The sequence below is a fragment of the Pseudomonas sp. UF-293 genome (genome assembly GCF_058245595.1).
The window spans coordinates 319,039-335,588 of sequence record NZ_JBSICA010000001.1; the positions used below are offsets into that span (position 1 = coordinate 319,039).

Here is a 16,550-nt window from a genome sequence, read left to right on the forward strand (position 1 = left end):
TGTGGGAGCGAGCCTGCTCGCGAAGGCGTTGTATCAGTCAGCATCATTGTTTGCTGAAAGACCGCTTCGCGAGCAGGCTCGCTCCCACAGACTGTTTCCATCCACAGGTTTTATGTCAGGCAGGTTATTTGAGGCTGACCTTGGAATAATCCTGTCGGCCGAACGGGCTGACGGAATAACCCTGAATATCCTTGCGCGTCAAAGCGTAGGCCGTCGGGTGCGCCAGTGGCAGCCACAACGCCTGCTGCTGGATCTGCGCCTGTGCCTGTTCATAAAGCTTGGTCCGTACGCCTTGCTCGCTGGTGGTCTTGCCGGCGCTGATCAGCTTGTCCAGATCGGCGTTGCAGTACCGCGCGAAGTTGGTGCCGGACTTCACTGCTGCGCAGGAAAACTGCGGCGTGAGGAAGTTGTCCGGGTCGCCGTTGTCGCCGGCCCAGCCCATGAACAGCAGGTCATGCTCGCCGGCCTTGGCGCGACGAATCAGTTCGCCCCACTCGATCACGCGGATCTCCGCCTGGATGCCGATCTCGGCCAGATCCGATTGCAGCATCTGCGCGCCGAGGCTCGGGTTCGGGTTGAGCAGGCTGCCCGATGGTCGCGTCCAGATCGTGGTCTGGAAACCATCCTTCAAGCCGGCCTTGGCCAGCAGCGCCTTGGCTTTGGCCACATCGTGCGGATAGCCCGGCAGGTTCTTCGCGTAGCTCCAGGTGTTCGGCGGGTACGGGCCGTTGGCCGCCTCGGCGGTGTCTTCGAACACGGCTTTGATGTAGTTGGCCTTGTCGAACGCAAGGTTGATCGCCTGACGCACTTCCGGCTTGTCCAGTGGCGGGTGCTGGCTGTTGATGCCCACGAAAGCGGTCATGAACGCGTCAGTCTTTTCCACTTTCAGCGTCGGTTCCTTCAGCGCAGCCTGCACGTCCAATGGTTTCGGCGACAGGGCGATCTGGCATTCATTGCGTCGCAGCTTTTGCAGGCGCACGTTGGCGTCCGGGGTGATGGCGAAGATCAGCGGGTCGACGGCAGGCTTGCCATGGAAATAATCCGGGTTGGCCTTGTAGCGGATCGCTGCATCTTTCTGGAAGCGATTGAACACGAACGGGCCGGTGCCGATCGGCTGACTGTTGAGTTTGTCGGTGGCGCCAGCCTTCATCAGCTTGTCAGCGTATTCGGCTGAATAGATCGAGGCGAAGCCCATGCTCAGGGTGGCGAGGAAGGTCGAATCCGGATGATCAAGAGTGAAACGCACGGTGAGCGGGTCGAGGGCGTCGATTTTCTTGATCAGGGTCGGCAGTTGCATCGACTGCGCATGGGGGAAGCCGCTTTGGGCGACTTTGTGCCACGGGTTGGCCGGGTCGAGCATGCGGTCGAAGCTGAATTTGACGTCTTCAGCGCTCAGCTCGCGGCTCGGCTTGAAGTAATCGGTTGTATGAAATTTCACCTGCGGGTGCAGTTTGAATACATACGTCAGGCCGTCGGTGCTAACTTCCCAGCTGTCGGCGAGGCTAGGGATGACCTTGCCACTGGCGGTATCGAAATCCACCAGACGATTCATCAGCACATCGGCCGAGGCATTAGTGGTGGTCAGCGAGTTGTACTGCACCACGTCGAACCCTTCGGGGCTGGCCTCGGTACACACGCTCAACGCGGCGGCCTGGGCGAGGGGGCTCAGCAACAGCGGAGCGAGTAACAGGGGTAGGGCAGCGAGGCGCATGGTCGGTTTCCTTTACAGATCGAAGGCCCATCTGCAAGTGCAGTCTGGAAAAGTCCTACCCTAGAGCTCTGAATTGCAAATGACTATCCCCTTTTTGCATTTTCAGGCGCAGTCTTGCGCGGTTTCGAGCTTGAGCAGCGGGATGAAAAGTCTGAATCGCCTGTAGGGCGGGATTTCTGCGACGAGTGGTCAAAACCAGTCGCGGCCTTTGTTCAAGGCGTCCGCAGGCCGAAAAAGCGGCTTTTTATTGATTCATTGCACAGCGATTGTTGTTGCACCCCGGTCTTTCTGGTATAAAGCAGCGCTCTTTTCTAGGGGCCCGGTTCCTTCACTGTAGGTGTAGCCGGTAAGACCTCTAAAGAAACGCGGCGCCTGGCGCCAAATGACTGAGAGATTAAGCGGCCAACCCATGCCGGGTTGGGCATGTGGTTTTAGAGGGCTGAGGCATGTCGAGAGTATGTCAAGTTACCGGTAAGGGTCCGGTGACTGGGAATAACATTTCCCACGCAAACAACAAAACCCGTCGTCGTTTCCTGCCGAACCTGCAGCATCACCGCTTCTGGGTTGAAGAAGAGAAACGTTTTGTGCGTCTGCGCGTATCTGCCAAAGGCATGCGTATCATCGACAAGCGTGGCATCACTGTCGTGCTCGCCGAACTTCGCCGCGATGGCAAGATTTAAGGGAGCTAATCATGCGTGAATTGATTCGTTTGATCTCGAGCGCCGGTACTGGTCACTTCTACACTACCGACAAGAACAAGCGTACTACCCCGGACAAAATCGAGATCAAGAAATATGATCCGGTTGTTCGCAAGCACGTGATGTACAAGGAAGGCAAAATCAAGTAATTGATTTTTCCTGACTGCGAAAAAGGCCCGTATCGAGAGATGCGGGCCTTTTTTGTTTGCCTTGGATTCTGCGGTGACCGGTTGGGCCTCATCGCTGGCAGGCCAGATCCCACATTGATTGCCGGTCTTCACAGAACCTGTGTCATGCACAAAACCTGTGGGAGCTGGCTTGCCAGCGATGAGGGCCGATCAGCCAGCAAACATCTCAAGCCTTCTGTTCAAAGATCACGTAAACCTTGCGACAAGCCTCCAGCACTTCCCAGGTTCCGCGAAACCCTGCCGGGATCACGAAGCGATCGCCAACGCGCAAGGTCTTGGCATTGCCGTCGCTGTCACGCAAAACCGAAACCCCCTGCAGAATCTCGCAGTACTCATGCTCGGTGTAATTCACCGTCCACTGACCCACCGCGCCTTCCCAAACACCTACGCCCATTTGCCCACAAGGGCTGTCGTATTGATGAAACACCGCCTGCTCAGGATCGCCCTTGAGCACCTTCGCCGGGTCCGGGCGATAGCGCTCGGCTTCGCTGCTGGCAAGGCTGATGTCGACGACGTTCTGGATGTTCATTGTTGTTTTCTCCGCTAATGACGGCGCGTTGGCTGGAATGGGCCAAAGTCTATGTTTATTAAAATGAACACCGCAAGGCCGTATGGCCAGCTTATGTCAAATATATTGAAACAACCCCGGTCGCTGGTTTAGGGTGGCGGGTGCCTCGGGCCGAAAGTGCAGGCTGGCCGGGCAGAATTCTTGAACAGTGCCGCAGCGCTTGCGGTGCTCGTATTCAATAAGAGGAGGACACCCGAATGACCACCCTGACTCGTGCCGACTGGGAACAACGCGCCCGCGATCTGAAAATCGAAGGCCGCGCCTTCCTGAATGGCGAATACACCGACGCCGTCTCCGGCGAAACCTTCGAATGCATCAGCCCGGTCGATGGCCGCCTGCTCGGCAAGATCGCCAGTTGTGACGCCGCCGATGCTGACCGTGCTGTAGAAAACGCCCGCGCTACTTTCAATTCCGGCGTCTGGTCGCGCCTGGCGCCGACCAAACGCAAAGCCACCATGATCCGTTTCGCCAGTCTGCTGAAACAGCACGCCGAAGAACTGGCGCTGCTGGAAACACTCGATATGGGCAAGCCGATCAGCGATTCGCTGTATATCGATGTGCCGGGAGCGGCGCAGGCGTTGAGCTGGAGCGGCGAAGCGATCGACAAGATCTACGATGAAGTCGCCGCGACTCCACATGATCAATTGGGGTTGGTGACCCGTGAGCCAGTAGGCGTGGTCGGCGCTATCGTGCCGTGGAACTTCCCGCTGATGATGGCCTGCTGGAAGCTCGGCCCGGCGCTGTCGACCGGTAACTCGGTGATCCTCAAGCCGTCGGAAAAATCGCCGCTGACTGCCATCCGCATCGCTGCGCTGGCCATTGAAGCCGGTATCCCCAAAGGCGTGCTCAACGTGCTGCCGGGCTACGGCCACACCGTCGGCAAGGCGCTGGGTCTGCACAATGATGTCGACACACTGGTGTTCACCGGTTCGACCAAGATCGCCAAGCAGTTGATGGTCTACGCCGGCGAATCGAACATGAAGCGTGTCTGGCTGGAAGCCGGTGGCAAGAGCCCGAACATCGTCTTCGCTGATGCGCCGGACCTGCAGGCCGCCGCCGAATCCGCCGCCAGCGCCATCGCCTTCAACCAGGGCGAAGTGTGCACCGCCGGTTCGCGTCTGCTGGTCGAGCGTTCGATCAAGGACAAATTCCTGCCGATGGTGATTGAGGCGCTGAAATCCTGGAAGCCGGGCAATCCGCTGGACCCGGCGACCAACGTTGGCGCGCTGGTCGATACCCAGCAGATGAACACCGTGCTGTCGTACATCGAATCCGGCCATAGCGATGGCGCCAAACTGGTCGCCGGCGGCAAGCGCATCCTCCAGGAGACCGGTGGTACTTACGTCGAGCCAACCATTTTCGATGGTGTGAGCAATGCGATGAAGATTGCCCAGGAAGAGATTTTCGGCCCGGTGTTGTCGGTGATCGCTTTCGACAGCGCCGAAGAAGCCATCCAGATCGCCAACGACACGCCATACGGTCTGGCCGCAGCGGTGTGGACCCAGGACATCTCCAAGGCACACCTGACCGCCAAAGCCTTGCGCGCCGGTAGCGTGTGGGTCAACCAGTACGACGGCGGCGATATGACCGCGCCGTTCGGTGGCTTCAAACAGTCGGGCAACGGTCGCGACAAGTCACTGCACGCCTTCGACAAGTACACCGAGCTGAAGGCGACGTGGATCAAGCTGTAAGGCGCTGACGGGAGCCCGCTCACTCCGGGCTTCCTGACCAAACAGAGATCCCCTGTGGGAGCGAGCCTGCTCGCGAAGGCGGTGCATCAGTCAGCAGAACAGCTGAATGTGAAACCGTATTCGCGAGCAGGCTCGCTCCCACAGTGATTTTGTGGTGCACATAAAATATCCACAGGAGCGTGGAACATGCGGTGGGCGACGTATTTCGCCGTGTTGGCGTCTGTCTTGAGTGTCGGCCTGGCCCTGGGGGTCAGCATGCCGCTGGTGTCGTTGCGTCTGGAGGGCTGGGGTTACGGCTCGTTCGCCATCGGTGTGATGGCGGCCATGCCGGCAATCGGCGTGCTGCTGGGGGCGAAGATTTCCAGCCACCTCGCCGCGTATTTCGGCACGGCGAACCTGATGCGACTGTGCCTGTGGGCCGGGGCACTGTCGATCGGCCTGCTGGCGCTGCTGCCAAGTTATCCGATCTGGCTACTGCTGCGGCTGCTGATCGGCGTGATCCTGACCATCGTGTTCATCCTCGGCGAGAGCTGGATCAATCAGCTGGTGGTCGAACAGTGGCGTGGGCGACTGGTGGCGCTGTATGGCAGCAGCTATGCGTTGAGCCAACTGTCTGGTCCATTGCTGCTGGGGGCGCTCGGTACCGAACATGATTACGGTTTCTGGGTCGGGGTCGGTCTGCTGACGCTATCGCCCTTTTTGCTTTCAGGGCGCAGCGGTGCGCCGAGCAGTGAAGCCAACAGCGTGACGTTCGGCGATCTATGGGTCTTTGCCCGAGAGCTGCCGGCGATTGCCTGGGCGGTATCATTGTTCGCCGCGTTCGAAGCGATGATCCTGACGCTGCTGCCGGTGTACTGTCTGCAACAAGGGTTCACCGCCGAAATTGCGCTGGCCATGGTCAGCACGGTGGTGGTCGGCGATGCGCTGCTGCAATTGCCGATCGGCGCATTGGCCGATTATCTGTCGCGGCGCACGCTGTTCGCCGGGTGCGCGGCGGTGTTGATGCTGTCGAGTCTGGCCATTCCAATGTTGCTCGACACGCTGTTGATCTGGCCATTGTGGGTGCTGTTCGGCGCCAGTGCCGGCGGCTTGTTTACCCTGTCGCTGATCCTGATTGGCGAGCGTTATCGTGACGATGCGCTGGTCCGCGCCAACGCACATATCGCCCAGTTGTGGGGTGTCGGTTGTCTGGTCGGGCCTTTGGCGGCAGGGGCGGGCAGTCAGTGGATCAACGGACATGCGCTGCCGCTGCTGATGGCGGCGGGGGCGTTTGGCCTGGTGCTTTTGTTGTTGCGCCAGGGGGCCTTTGGCACAACGGCAGAAGCAGCCTGAGCGCATCCCTGTGGGAGCGAGCCTGCTCGCGAAAGCGGTGCACCAGTCAGCTCATTTGCTGGAAGTGAAACCGTTATCGCGAGCAGGCTCGCTCCCACAAGGCATGACCAACAGACGGACTTACAACATCCGCTCGAGGCCGACGCTGGTGCTGAGCCACGAGTTGAAGCGCCGCCACCAGCTCCCCGGTTCTTTGGTCAGGGTATGCATCTGGCCGTTGTCCTCGGTGACCCAGACGACCTTGCCGTCCTCGAGTTTCGCCTGATAACTCAGGGTCGGCGCCATGCCTTGCAGCGCCAGTGCGCGCACGTGCTCGGCCAGTTCCGGGCTGTCGACCAGCACGCCGACTTCGGTGTTCCACAGCACCGAGCGCGGGTCGAAGTTGAACGAGCCGATAAACGATTTGCGCCGATCAAAGATCATCGCCTTGCTGTGCAGGCTCGAATCCGAACCGCGAAACGACTTGCTATAGAACACCCGCGGCCCGCTGCCATAGTTATCCCCAGGCTGGCGGCGCAGTTCATAGAGTTTCACCCCGTGTTCAAGCAACGCCTTGCGATAGGGCGCGTAACCACCATGCACCGCCGGCACGTCAGTGGCCTCCAGTGAATTGGTCAGCAGGCTTACAGAGACCCCGGCGTCGGCGCGCCCGGTCAGGTAAACCAGCCCCGGCTGGCCGGGCACGAAGTACGCGGAAATCATGATCAGCTCTTTGCTGACGCCGGTCAGTTCCGGCGCCAGTTGCGTGGTCAGCAGCAGATGCGGATCGGGTTCGCCCTTGGACAGCACCTTGCTCGGCGCATCCCACAACGCCTGGTTCCAGGCCCAGATCAGCTCCTTTCGCCAGATGTCCATGCGCGGGTCGGTGGTGAATTTCATCAACTGTTGATACAGCGCGTGGTTCTGCTTGCGGGTTTCTTCCAGCGATTCTTCCAGGCGCGTGCGCGTGTTTTGCAGGTCGGCGGCGGTCGGTTGGCTGGAAAGGAATTCGTCGATCGGCTTGCTCAGCGCGCTGTTCCAGTACTGGTCGAAACTGTGCCCGAGCTGCTCGGCGACCGGGCCGATGCTGAGCATGTCGATGTCGGTGAAATTCAGGTTGGGTTCGGCGTCGAAATATTCATCGCCCAGATTGCGCCCGCCGACGATCGCCGCGCTGTTGTCCGCCAGCCACAGTTTGTTGTGCATTCGTCGGTGCTGCACGGACAGATTGAACAGTCGCCCAGCCGCACGTGTTACGCCGGTGCTGCGCCCCAGGTGCAACGGATTGAACAAACGAATCTGGATCTGCGGATGTGCCGCCAGCGTCGCGATGATCTGGTCGAGGCCGTCGCTGGTGGTGTCGTCGAGCAGGATGCGCACGCGCACGCCACGGTCGGCCGCCTTGAGCACTTCTTCCACCAGCATCCGCGTGCTGATGCCGTCATGGACAATGTAGTACTGCAAGTCGAGGCTGACCTGGGCGTGACGAATCAGCTCGGCGCGGGCGGTAAACGCCTCGCCACTGTCCGAGAGCAGACGAAACCCCGACTGCCCTTTATAGGGCGCGGCCTGAGCCTGAATCGAACGGCCGAAACTGGAGTCCGACGCTGGCAATGCCTGGCTTGGTTCGCGCGGCACATCGAGGCTGGCGCAGCCGCTGAGGAACGAGGCGAGTATCAGTAAAGCGAATAGGGGCTGTCTGAAGCTCACGTAGGATCGTTCCGGTTGGCGGCTGAGGTCGGCAATTTGGACGCCGGGCGCGCAGAAAAGGTCAGTCGGTCTCAGCGAGTAGTTTGATTGCCGCAGCGCCGACCTTGCGCACCGCTTCTTCGATCTGCGCTGTTGGTTTGGCAGCGTAGTTCATCCGCAGACAATTGCGGTACTTGCCCGAAGCGGAAAAGATGCTGCCGACAGCAATCTGTACGCCCTGATCGTGCAGCGCGCGATTGAGCTTCAGCGTGTCGAAACCTTCCGGCAGCTCCACCCAGAGCATGAAGCTGCCCTGCGGGCGACTGGCACGGGTGCCGGCCGGGAAATAGCGCGTCACCCAGTCGATCATCGCGTCACGATTGCGTTGGTACTGCATGCGCATACGCCGCAAGTGCGGCTCGAAATGGCCGGCCTTGATGAATTCGGCGATGGCGATCTGCGGTTGCGGCGCGGTGGATCCGGTGCTGATGTATTTCATGTGCAGCACCCGCTCGAGATATCGGCCCGGCGCCACCCAGCCGATGCGCAGCCCTGGCGCCAGGGTCTTGGAGAACGAGCTGCAGAGCAACACGCGGCCGTCTTCATCGAATGATTTGATCGTGCGCGGGCGCGGGTAGGTATAGGCCAGTTCGCCGTACACATCGTCTTCGATGATCGCCACATCGAAACGCTGGGCGAGCGTCAATAACGCGCGTTTGCGCGACTCGGGCATCACGTAGCCGAGCGGGTTGTTGCAGTTGGGGGTGAGCTGAATGGCTTTGATCGGCCACTGTTCCAGCGCCAGTTCAAGGGCGTCGAGGCTGATCCCGGTGAGCGGGTCGGTGGGGATTTCCAGGGCTTTCATGCCCAGGCCTTTGAGGGTCTGCATGGCGCCGTGGAAGCTCGGCGAGTCCACCGCGACGATGTCGCCCGGCTCGCAGATCGCATGAATACTGGTGGACAGCGCTTCGTGGCAGCCAGTGGTGATGACCAGCTCGCTGGCGCTCAATTGGCAGCCGGAATCGAGCATCAGTCGTGCGATCTGTTCGCGCAGTTCGAGGTTGCCGTGGATGTTGTCGTAATACAGACCCGGCATGTCCTGTCGGCGACTGATACGCGCCAGCCCGCGCAGCAGCGGTTTCATGGTCGGCGAGCCGACATCGGGCATGCCACGGCCCAATTGCACGACATCCTTGCGTGGCACCGCGCGAATGAGCTCCAGCACCTGATCCCATTGCGAAATCTCGACTGGCCGCTGCGCCGGGCGGCCTACTGCGGGCAGCTCCGGCAATTCGCGGCCGACTGGCACAAAGTAGCCAGACTTGGGTTTCGGCGTGGCCAGACCGCTGTCTTCGAGCACGCGATAGGCCTGCTGCACCGTGCTCAGACTGACTCCGTGTTCAACGCTCAAGGCACGTACGGACGGCAAGCGATCACCGGGCCGATAGAAACCTTGTTCGATGCGGGTGCCGAGCAATTCGGCGAGGTTTACATACAGAGTCATGGTGGCCTCGGTGCACATTGGTAAAAACCAGTACAGATGCGGCAAAAATCAATCATTCAGTCGGCGAATCGGCAAATCTGTATGGAGTTAATACAGGTTCTTTGAGTCTGTAATGGTTTTGCTCGCCCGCGCATCATGGAATCTCTGGCTACCCAAGTAAACAGGAGCAACGAAAATGAACGGCTTGAGCGATGTGCGGCTGACGTTACACAGTCAGGAACTGGCGGCGGGGCAGAAGGACAACGCGCGCAATCTGCTGCGCAATGCGCCGTCCGGCCTCAGTCGCTGGGATCTGTTCTGGCATCGTCTGCACACGCGCAAGGCGTTGCTCGGACTGACACCGGAGCAGCTCAGGGATGTCGGGCTGACGCGAGAGCAGGCAAGGGAGGAGGGGTTGAAGCCGTTTTGGCGGATATGAGATCTGTATTGTTCTTGCGGGCCTCATCGCGAGCAGGCTCGCTCCCACAGTGACTGCGTTCTGCCTGAATAAACGCGGTTACTGTGGGAGCGAGCCTGCTCGCGAAAGCGGATCAAGGGCCGCCGAAATACCCTCAGACCAACTCTTTGAGCCGATGCCACAACATCCCCAACGCCAATAACGGCGAGCGCAAGTGCTTGCCGCCGGGGAAGGTGATGTGCGGCACCTTGGCGAACAGATCAAAGCCGCCGCCATGCTGCCCGCTGATCGCCTCGGCCAACAGCTTGCCGGCCAGGTGGGTGGCATTCACCCCATGCCCGGAATACGCCTGGGCGTAATACACGTTCGGCTGGTCGGCTAGTCGGCCGACCTGCGGCAAGCGGTTGGCACCGATGCCGATCATCCCACCCCACTGATAATCGATCTTCACCCCGGCCAGTTGCGGGAACACTTCAAGCATCTTCGGCTGCATATAAGCGCGGATGTCTTTCGGATCGCGTCCCGAGTAATGACACGCTCCGCCAAACAACAGACGTCGATCCGCCGAGAGTCGGTAGTAATCCAGCGCTACCCGCTGATCACAGACCGCCATGTTCTGCGGCAGCAGGTTGTGCGCCTGCTCTTCGCTTAGCGATTCGGTGGCGATGATGTAGCTGCCGGCGGGCAGGACCTTGCCGCTCAGTTGCGGGTTCAAGTCATTGAGATAGGCATTGCAGCCCAGCACCAGCGTCTTCGCCCGCACCGAGCCTTGCGCGGTGTGCACTTTCACTTCGGTGCCGTAATCGATGCGCGTCACCGCCGAATGCTCGAACAATTGCACGCCCAGTTGCTGCGCCGCTGCCGCTTCGCCCAGCGCCAGATTCAGCGGGTGCAGATGCCCGGAGCCCATGTCGATCAAACCACCGACGTAGCGCTTGGAACCGACCACCGTGTGCATTTCACTGGCTTGCAACAGACGGGTTTCGTAGCGGTAACCGAGGCTGCGCAATTCTTCGGCATCTTCGGCAAAACCGTCGAGATCGGAAGGCTTGTTGGCGAGGTCGCAGTAACCCCAGGTCAGGTCGCAGGCAATGCCGAAACGCTGGACGCGCCGACGGACGATCTCCACCGCTTCCAGGCCCATGAGTTTCATCTCGCGCACGCCCTCGGCACCGATGACGTTGGCGAACTGATCAAGGCCGTGACCGACACCGCGAATCAGTTGCCCGCCGTTGCGACCGCTGGCGCCCCAGCCGATCCTGTGCGCTTCCAGCAACACCACGCTGAAACCGCGTTCGGCGAGTTCCAGCGCCGTATTCAGCCCGGAAAATCCACCACCGACCACGCAGACATCCGCCACCACCTCGCCTTGTAGCACGGGATGGTCCGGCTGCGGCAAGCTGCTGGCGGCGTAATAAGAGGCAACGTGGGGTTGGCTCGCGGTGGTCGGGGCGCGGGCGGTCATGGGCATCATCCAACGGCTGAGTGTCGAGAAAATTTGACGGAGCATAAGCCGCGCGCCCAAACGTGGGCAACATCGGTCGGCCTGCGGTGTCTGGATCCGGGCTTTTGCGGCACAATCATCAGCCCGCCACTTTGGTCACCGTTTCGATGAGCTGCAACAGTCAGAAAATCCGCACCCTGCGTCAGCAGATTCCCACGTTTGACTGCGTGCCGGGCTGCCACGACTGCTGCGGACCGGTGACCACTTCGCCCGAGGAAATGGCCCGGCTACCGCGCAAGACCCGCGCCGAACAGGATGCCGCGCTGGAACAACTCAACTGTGTGCACCTGGGGCCGAATGGCTGCACGGTGTATGAAGAGCGGCCGCTGATCTGTCGACTGTTTGGTACCACCAAGACCTTGCCATGCCCGAACGAGCGGCGGCCGGTGGAGTTGATTCATCCACGGGTGGAGAAGCAGATATTCGATTACATGGCGGCGAATCGGCAGGTGTTGGTTTAGCTGTTGCGTTCACTTCAGACCGAGTCGACTTCTTTCGCGAGCAGGCTCGCTCCCACAATTGAAATGTCATCTCCTGTGGGAGCGAGCCTGCTCGCGAAGGGCTCAGCACACATCTCAATCCGGAATCGGCAGGCAGAGGCTCTCTTTCACTTCTTCCATGACGATGTAGCTCTTCGATTCACGTACATGTGGCAGCTTCAACAGAATGTCGCCCAGCAGTTTGCGATACGAGGCCATCTCGGAAATCCGCGCCTTCACCAGATAGTCGAAATCTCCTGACACCAGATGACACTCCAGCACATGCGGCAGCTTCAGTACCGCGCGTCTGAATTCTTCGAATGTGTCGCCGGATTTGTAGTCGAGGCTGATCTCGACGAACACCAGCAGGCTACCCTTCAAATGCTGCGGATTGAGCCGGGCGTTGTAGCCCATGATGATCCCCTCGCGCTCCAGGCGCCGCACGCGCTCGGTGCAGGGCGTGGTCGAGAGTCCGACCTTTTCCCCTAGTTCGGTGAAGGAAATCCGCCCGTCCGCCTGCAGGATGCGCAGGATATTGCGGTCGATCTTATCCAGCTCACGTTTGGTCTGAGTGTTGGTACGCATAGGGGATGCGCCTCCGTGAAAAGGGTTTTTGCCGAGAATTGTCGCCAAATATAGGCGCTTATATAGTGAAAAGCACTGGCATTTCTTTTTTACACTGCGCCCATCATTGCTCTAACAAACAGTTCGGCGAAAAGCCGCGATGAGGGATTGAAAATGCGCGTCATGGTCTTGGGTAGCGGCGTCATCGGTACCGCCAGTGCTTACTATCTGGCCCGTGCCGGGTTTGAAGTGGTGGTGGTCGATCGGCAGCCTGCTGCGGCCATGGAGACCAGTTTCGCCAACGCCGGCCAGGTCTCGCCGGGTTACGCCTCGCCGTGGGCCGCGCCGGGCGTGCCGCTCAAGGCCATCAAGTGGTTGCTGCAACGCCACGCGCCATTGGCGATCAAGGCCACCGCTGATATCGACCAATACCTGTGGATGGCGCAAATGCTGCGCAACTGCACCGCCAGCCGTTACGCAGTGAACAAGGAGCGCATGGTGCGTCTGTCCGAGTACAGCCGTGACTGCCTCGATGAATTGCGCGCCGAAACCGGTATCGCCTACGAAGGCCGCAGCCTCGGCACCACGCAGTTGTTCCGCACTCAGGCGCAACTGGATAACGCCGCCAAAGACATCGCCGTGCTGAAAGAATCCGGCGTGCCGTTTGAAGTCCTCGACCGCGCCGGCATCGCCCGCGTCGAGCCGGCGCTGGCAGGCGTGACCGACATTCTCGCTGGCGCGCTGCGTCTGCCCAACGACCAGACCGGCGACTGCCAGATCTTCACCACCCGTCTCGCTGAAATGGCGCGCAAGCTCGGTGTGGAATTCCGTTTCGGCCAGGACATCCAGAAACTCGACTACGCCGGTGATCGCATCAACGGTGTGTGGATTGACGGCAAGCTGGAAACCGCTGATCGCTACGTACTGGCGCTCGGCAGCTACTCGCCGCAACTGCTCAAGCCGCTGGGCATCAAGGCTCCGGTGTATCCGCTCAAGGGCTACTCGCTGACCGTGCCGATCACCGATCCTGCCATGGCGCCGACGTCGACCATTCTCGACGAGACCTACAAGGTCGCGATCACCCGCTTCGACAACCGCATCCGCGTTGGCGGCATGGCCGAGATCGCCGGTTTTGACCTGTCGCTGAATCCGCGTCGGCGCGAAACCCTGGAGATGATCGTCAACGACCTTTATCCTCAGGGCGGCAATCTGGCCGAAGCGAGCTTCTGGACCGGCCTGCGTCCGACCACGCCGGACGGTACGCCGATCGTTGGCGCCACGCCGTTCAAGAATCTGTTCCTCAACACCGGTCACGGTACGCTCGGCTGGACCATGGCCTGCGGTTCCGGCCGTTTGCTCGCCGACCTGATGGCGAAGAAAAAGCCGCAGATCAGCGCCGAAGGCCTCGATATTTCCCGTTACGGCAACCAGACCCAGGAGTCCGCAAAACATGTCAATCCAGCGCCAGCTCACCAATGAGCGCATGAGTCAGATCGTCAGCCACAACGGCACCGTGTATCTGGCCGGGCAGGTCGGCGACGACTTCGACGCCGGAATTGAACAGCAGACCCGCGATGTGCTCGCCAATATCGAACGTCTGCTCGATCTGGCCGGGACGGACAAACAGCATCTGTTGTCGGCGACGATCTATCTCAACGACATCGAAGCGCACTTCGCTGGGATGAACGCGGTGTGGGACCAGTGGCTGCCCAAAGGCGCCGCGCCGGCCCGCGCCACCGTCGAAGCGAAGATGGCCAAGCCGAGCATTCTGGTGGAGATCTCCATCGTCGCCGCGCTGCCATAACGTTTCCAAGATCCCTCTCCCGGTGCTGTTGGCGGTTCACGTCGTCAGTCAGCGCCGGTTTTTCTTCCCATGACCGCCCAGAAGTTGCCGCCATGCGTCCTGCCCGTGCCCTGATCGACCTTCAAGCCCTGCGTCACAACTACCGAATTGCCCGCGAAGTCACCGGCGCCAAGGCGCTCGCCGTGATCAAGGCGGACGCCTACGGCCATGGCGCGGTACGTTGCGCCCAAGCGCTGGAAGCCGAAGCGGATGGTTTTGCCGTGGCCTGCATCGAGGAAGCACTCGAGCTGCGCGCTGCCGGGGTCCGTGCGCCGGTATTGCTGCTGGAGGGCTTCTTCGAAGCCGACGAGCTGGCATTGATCGTCGAACATGATTTCTGGTGCGTGGTGCATTCGCTGTGGCAGCTCGAAGCGATCGAGCAGGCAGTCCTGAGCAAACCGATCACGGTGTGGCTCAAGCTCGATTCCGGCATGCACCGCGTCGGCCTGCATCCGAAAGATTATCCAGCGGCCTATCAACGTCTGCTGGCCAGCGGCAAAGTCGCGAAAATCGTGTTGATGAGCCACTTCGCCCGCGCTGATGAACTGCACGCGCAAAGCAGTGCCGAGCAGGTCGCGGTGTTCGAGGCGGCGCGTCAGGGGCTGGCGGCTGAAGTCAGCTTGCGCAATTCGCCAGCCGTGCTTGGTTGGCCAGAAATCCACAGCGACTGGGTACGCCCGGGCATCATGCTCTACGGCGCGACCCCGTTCGAAGAAGCCAACGCCGTCGCTGAACGCCTGCAACCGGTGATGACCCTCGAGTCGAAAGTCATCAGCGTGCGTGAATTGCCGGCCGGCGAACCGATCGGCTATGGCGCCAGATTCATCACCGACAAGCCGATGCGCATTGGCGTGGTCGCCATGGGCTACGCCGATGGCTACCCGCGCCAGGCGCCGACCGGCACGCCGGTGCTGGTGGCCGGCCAACGCAGCCGCCTGCTGGGGCGCGTGTCGATGGACATGCTCTGCATCGACCTGACCGACGTAGCGGAAGCGGGACTCGGTTCTGTCGTCGAGTTGTGGGGCAAGAACATCCTCGCCAGTGACGTGGCGAAGTGGGCCGATACCATCCCGTATCAGATCTTCTGCAACCTGAAACGTATGCCAAGGCTCTATTCCGAGGGTTGACGCCGCTGCAGGGGCCAAGTGTTGTAAATACTGAACGCTGTCGCCATGATAACGCTCAATATTCTTACAACATCAGGAGGCTCCCGCCTTGGACGTCGGTGAACGACTGCAATCGATCCGCAAGCTCAAAGGGCTTTCCCAGCGTGAACTCGCCAAACGCGCGGGCGTCACCAACAGCACCATTTCGATGATCGAAAAGAACAGCGTCAGCCCTTCGATCAGTTCGCTGAGAAAGGTGCTCGGCGGCATCCCCATGTCGATGGTCGAGTTCTTTTCCGAAGAGATCCTGCAGGACCAACCGACCCAAATTGTCTACAAGGCCAACGAGCTGATCGACATCTCCGACGGCGCCGTGACCATGAAACTGGTCGGCCGCGCTCACCCCAGCCGCGCCATCGCCTTCCTCAACGAAATCTACCCGCCGGGCGCCGACACCGGCGAAGAAATGCTCACCCATGAAGGCGAGGAAACCGGGATTCTGGTGGAAGGCCGCCTCGAACTGGTGGTAGGGCTGGAAACTTTTATCCTCGAAGCTGGCGACAGCTACTATTTTGAAAGTACCAAGCCGCATCGTTTCCGTAACCCGTTCGACGTGCCGGCGCGACTAATCAGCGCAGCCACGCCAGCGAATTTTTAAACAGAAGGCGCCAGGCCATGGCGGCGAAGGTGCCCGAACCGCTTTACCGATGCGCTACAAGACCCCTCTAACCATGGGGTTGTTTCAGTACAGCGGCCTACCCGCTATACTTGCGCCCGCCTGCGAACCGTGGCCGCAGGCGTGAATAGCCACCATTGAGGGTGAACGCGTGAACCTAATTATGAAAATGCTGGCCGCACCAGCAACCGTACTGGCCCTCTGGGCTGTCAGCGCTCAAGCTGCGACGAATGACGACATCGCCAAACGCCTCGAGCCCGTCGGCCAGGTGTGTGTTCAAGGGCAGGAATGCAAGGGTATGGAAGTGGCTGCTACCGCTGGCGGTGGCGGTGGCGCAAAGGCCCCTAAAGACGTGATCGCCAAACACTGCAACGCTTGCCACGGCACGGGCCTGCTCGGCGCGCCGAAGATCGGCGACAAGGCAGCCTGGAAGGAGCGCGCCGATCATCAGGGTGGTCTGGACGGCATCCTCGCCAAGGCCATCACCGGCATCAACGCCATGCCGCCAAAAGGCACCTGCGCCGATTGCTCCGATGAAGAGCTCAAGGGCGCGATCAAAGAGATGTCCGGTCTGTAATCAGCTTCGCCTTCGAAAAAACCGTCTCAGGACGGTTTTTTTTG

General features: G+C 60.3%; 17 protein-coding genes. 11 read left to right on the forward strand and 6 right to left on the reverse strand.

What is annotated here, in order from left to right:
* Positions 1-124 precede the first annotated feature (124 nt).
* Positions 125-1,711 (reverse strand): ABC transporter substrate-binding protein, encoded by a 1,587-nt coding sequence (locus AC4IHP_RS01470; protein ID WP_490830697.1) that lies wholly within the window; start codon positions 1,709-1,711, stop codon positions 125-127.
* A gap of 446 nt (positions 1,712-2,157) precedes the next feature.
* Here AC4IHP_RS01470 and rpmB point away from each other — a divergent pair, with 446 nt between their 5' ends.
* Both rpmB and rpmG read left to right on the forward strand, forming a co-directional pair.
* The gene (rpmB, locus tag AC4IHP_RS01475) at positions 2,158-2,391 is read left to right on the forward strand and encodes a 50S ribosomal protein L28 (protein ID WP_007920377.1); all 234 of its coding nucleotides are present in this window, start codon (positions 2,158-2,160) and stop codon (positions 2,389-2,391) included.
* 11 nt (positions 2,392-2,402) lie between these two features.
* On the forward strand, positions 2,403-2,558 hold the full coding sequence (gene rpmG, locus AC4IHP_RS01480) for a 50S ribosomal protein L33 (protein ID WP_016772554.1): 156 nt from the start codon (positions 2,403-2,405) through the stop codon (positions 2,556-2,558).
* 205 nt (positions 2,559-2,763) lie between these two features.
* On the opposite strand, the gene AC4IHP_RS01485 is transcribed toward rpmG, so the two are convergent.
* Positions 2,764-3,126 (reverse strand): cupin domain-containing protein, encoded by a 363-nt coding sequence (locus tag AC4IHP_RS01485; protein ID WP_016772555.1) that lies wholly within the window; start codon positions 3,124-3,126, stop codon positions 2,764-2,766.
* A 236-nt stretch (positions 3,127-3,362) separates the two neighbouring features.
* Between AC4IHP_RS01485 and AC4IHP_RS01490 the strand changes: the two genes are divergently transcribed.
* Together AC4IHP_RS01490 and AC4IHP_RS01495 are read left to right on the forward strand one after the other, a co-directional pair.
* Positions 3,363-4,856, forward strand: a complete 1,494-nt coding sequence (locus tag AC4IHP_RS01490; protein ID WP_490830698.1) for an aldehyde dehydrogenase — start codon at positions 3,363-3,365, stop codon at positions 4,854-4,856.
* A gap of 186 nt (positions 4,857-5,042) precedes the next feature.
* Positions 5,043-6,188 carry an MFS transporter gene (locus AC4IHP_RS01495; RefSeq protein WP_490830699.1) on the forward strand — a complete coding sequence of 382 codons (1,146 nt, stop codon included), beginning with the start codon at positions 5,043-5,045 and terminating at the stop codon, positions 6,186-6,188.
* 120 nt (positions 6,189-6,308) lie between these two features.
* On the opposite strand, the gene AC4IHP_RS01500 is transcribed toward AC4IHP_RS01495, so the two are convergent.
* Together AC4IHP_RS01500 and AC4IHP_RS01505 are read right to left on the reverse strand one after the other, a co-directional pair.
* On the reverse strand, positions 6,309-7,877 hold the full coding sequence (locus AC4IHP_RS01500; protein ID WP_490830700.1) for a phospholipase D-like domain-containing protein: 1,569 nt from the start codon (positions 7,875-7,877) through the stop codon (positions 6,309-6,311).
* A gap of 61 nt (positions 7,878-7,938) precedes the next feature.
* Positions 7,939-9,360 carry an aminotransferase-like domain-containing protein gene (locus AC4IHP_RS01505; RefSeq protein WP_073470921.1) on the reverse strand — a complete coding sequence of 474 codons (1,422 nt, stop codon included), beginning with the start codon at positions 9,358-9,360 and terminating at the stop codon, positions 7,939-7,941.
* 175 nt (positions 9,361-9,535) lie between these two features.
* On the opposite strand from AC4IHP_RS01505, the gene AC4IHP_RS01510 reads away from it, so the two are divergent.
* Positions 9,536-9,778, forward strand: a complete 243-nt coding sequence (locus tag AC4IHP_RS01510) for a DUF1127 domain-containing protein (protein ID WP_490830701.1) — start codon at positions 9,536-9,538, stop codon at positions 9,776-9,778.
* Positions 9,779-9,911: 133 nt separating this feature from the next.
* On the opposite strand, the gene AC4IHP_RS01515 is transcribed toward AC4IHP_RS01510, so the two are convergent.
* Positions 9,912-11,222: an NAD(P)/FAD-dependent oxidoreductase gene (locus AC4IHP_RS01515; protein ID WP_490830702.1), complete on the reverse strand. Its 1,311-nt coding sequence runs from the start codon at positions 11,220-11,222 to the stop codon at positions 9,912-9,914.
* Positions 11,223-11,368: 146 nt separating this feature from the next.
* Between AC4IHP_RS01515 and AC4IHP_RS01520 the strand changes: the two genes are divergently transcribed.
* Positions 11,369-11,722 (forward strand): YkgJ family cysteine cluster protein, encoded by a 354-nt coding sequence (locus AC4IHP_RS01520; RefSeq protein ID WP_490830703.1) that lies wholly within the window; start codon positions 11,369-11,371, stop codon positions 11,720-11,722.
* Between the two features lie 114 nt (positions 11,723-11,836).
* On the opposite strand, the gene AC4IHP_RS01525 is transcribed toward AC4IHP_RS01520, so the two are convergent.
* A complete protein-coding gene (locus AC4IHP_RS01525; RefSeq protein ID WP_010465173.1) occupies positions 11,837-12,325 on the reverse strand; it encodes an Lrp/AsnC ligand binding domain-containing protein in 489 nt (162 codons plus the stop codon).
* 153 nt (positions 12,326-12,478) lie between these two features.
* Here AC4IHP_RS01525 and dadA point away from each other — a divergent pair, with 153 nt between their 5' ends.
* From dadA to AC4IHP_RS01550, 5 genes are all read left to right on the forward strand, one after another.
* Positions 12,479-13,783, forward strand: coding sequence for a D-amino acid dehydrogenase (gene dadA / locus AC4IHP_RS01530; RefSeq protein ID WP_039757381.1), 1,305 nt, complete (start codon positions 12,479-12,481; stop codon positions 13,781-13,783).
* Entirely contained in the window at positions 13,755-14,108 is a 354-nt protein-coding gene (locus AC4IHP_RS01535; protein ID WP_016772564.1) for a RidA family protein, read from the forward strand. The genes dadA and AC4IHP_RS01535 overlap by 29 nt, the downstream gene beginning before the upstream one ends.
* 92 nt (positions 14,109-14,200) lie before the next feature.
* Positions 14,201-15,274, forward strand: a complete 1,074-nt coding sequence (gene alr / locus AC4IHP_RS01540) for an alanine racemase (RefSeq protein ID WP_490830704.1) — start codon at positions 14,201-14,203, stop codon at positions 15,272-15,274.
* Between the two features lie 88 nt (positions 15,275-15,362).
* Positions 15,363-15,911, forward strand: coding sequence for a cupin domain-containing protein (locus AC4IHP_RS01545; protein ID WP_016772566.1), 549 nt, complete (start codon positions 15,363-15,365; stop codon positions 15,909-15,911).
* A gap of 181 nt (positions 15,912-16,092) precedes the next feature.
* Positions 16,093-16,506, forward strand: a complete 414-nt coding sequence (locus AC4IHP_RS01550; RefSeq protein WP_039757383.1) for a c-type cytochrome — start codon at positions 16,093-16,095, stop codon at positions 16,504-16,506.
* The last annotated feature ends 44 nt before the right edge of the window (positions 16,507-16,550 follow it).

Excerpts from the sequence above, each read along its gene's own strand:
- AC4IHP_RS01470 (WP_490830697.1), bottom strand. The coding sequence starts at position 1,711 with ATGCGCCTCGCTGCCCTACCCCTGTTACTCGCTCCGCTGTTGCTGAGC.
- rpmB (WP_007920377.1), top strand. The coding sequence starts at position 2,158 with ATGTCGAGAGTATGTCAAGTTACCGGTAAGGGTCCGGTGACTGGGAAT.
- rpmG (WP_016772554.1), top strand. The coding sequence starts at position 2,403 with ATGCGTGAATTGATTCGTTTGATCTCGAGCGCCGGTACTGGTCACTTC.
- AC4IHP_RS01485 (WP_016772555.1), bottom strand. The coding sequence starts at position 3,126 with ATGAACATCCAGAACGTCGTCGACATCAGCCTTGCCAGCAGCGAAGCC.
- AC4IHP_RS01490 (WP_490830698.1), top strand. The coding sequence starts at position 3,363 with ATGACCACCCTGACTCGTGCCGACTGGGAACAACGCGCCCGCGATCTG.
- AC4IHP_RS01495 (WP_490830699.1), top strand. The coding sequence starts at position 5,043 with ATGCGGTGGGCGACGTATTTCGCCGTGTTGGCGTCTGTCTTGAGTGTC.
- AC4IHP_RS01505 (WP_073470921.1), bottom strand. The coding sequence starts at position 9,360 with ATGACTCTGTATGTAAACCTCGCCGAATTGCTCGGCACCCGCATCGAA.
- AC4IHP_RS01510 (WP_490830701.1), top strand. The coding sequence starts at position 9,536 with ATGAACGGCTTGAGCGATGTGCGGCTGACGTTACACAGTCAGGAACTG.
- AC4IHP_RS01515 (WP_490830702.1), bottom strand. The coding sequence starts at position 11,222 with ATGACCGCCCGCGCCCCGACCACCGCGAGCCAACCCCACGTTGCCTCT.
- AC4IHP_RS01520 (WP_490830703.1), top strand. The coding sequence starts at position 11,369 with ATGAGCTGCAACAGTCAGAAAATCCGCACCCTGCGTCAGCAGATTCCC.
- AC4IHP_RS01525 (WP_010465173.1), bottom strand. The coding sequence starts at position 12,325 with ATGCGTACCAACACTCAGACCAAACGTGAGCTGGATAAGATCGACCGC.
- dadA (WP_039757381.1), top strand. The coding sequence starts at position 12,479 with ATGCGCGTCATGGTCTTGGGTAGCGGCGTCATCGGTACCGCCAGTGCT.
- AC4IHP_RS01535 (WP_016772564.1), top strand. The coding sequence starts at position 13,755 with ATGTCAATCCAGCGCCAGCTCACCAATGAGCGCATGAGTCAGATCGTC.
- alr (WP_490830704.1), top strand. The coding sequence starts at position 14,201 with ATGCGTCCTGCCCGTGCCCTGATCGACCTTCAAGCCCTGCGTCACAAC.
- AC4IHP_RS01550 (WP_039757383.1), top strand. The coding sequence starts at position 16,093 with ATGAAAATGCTGGCCGCACCAGCAACCGTACTGGCCCTCTGGGCTGTC.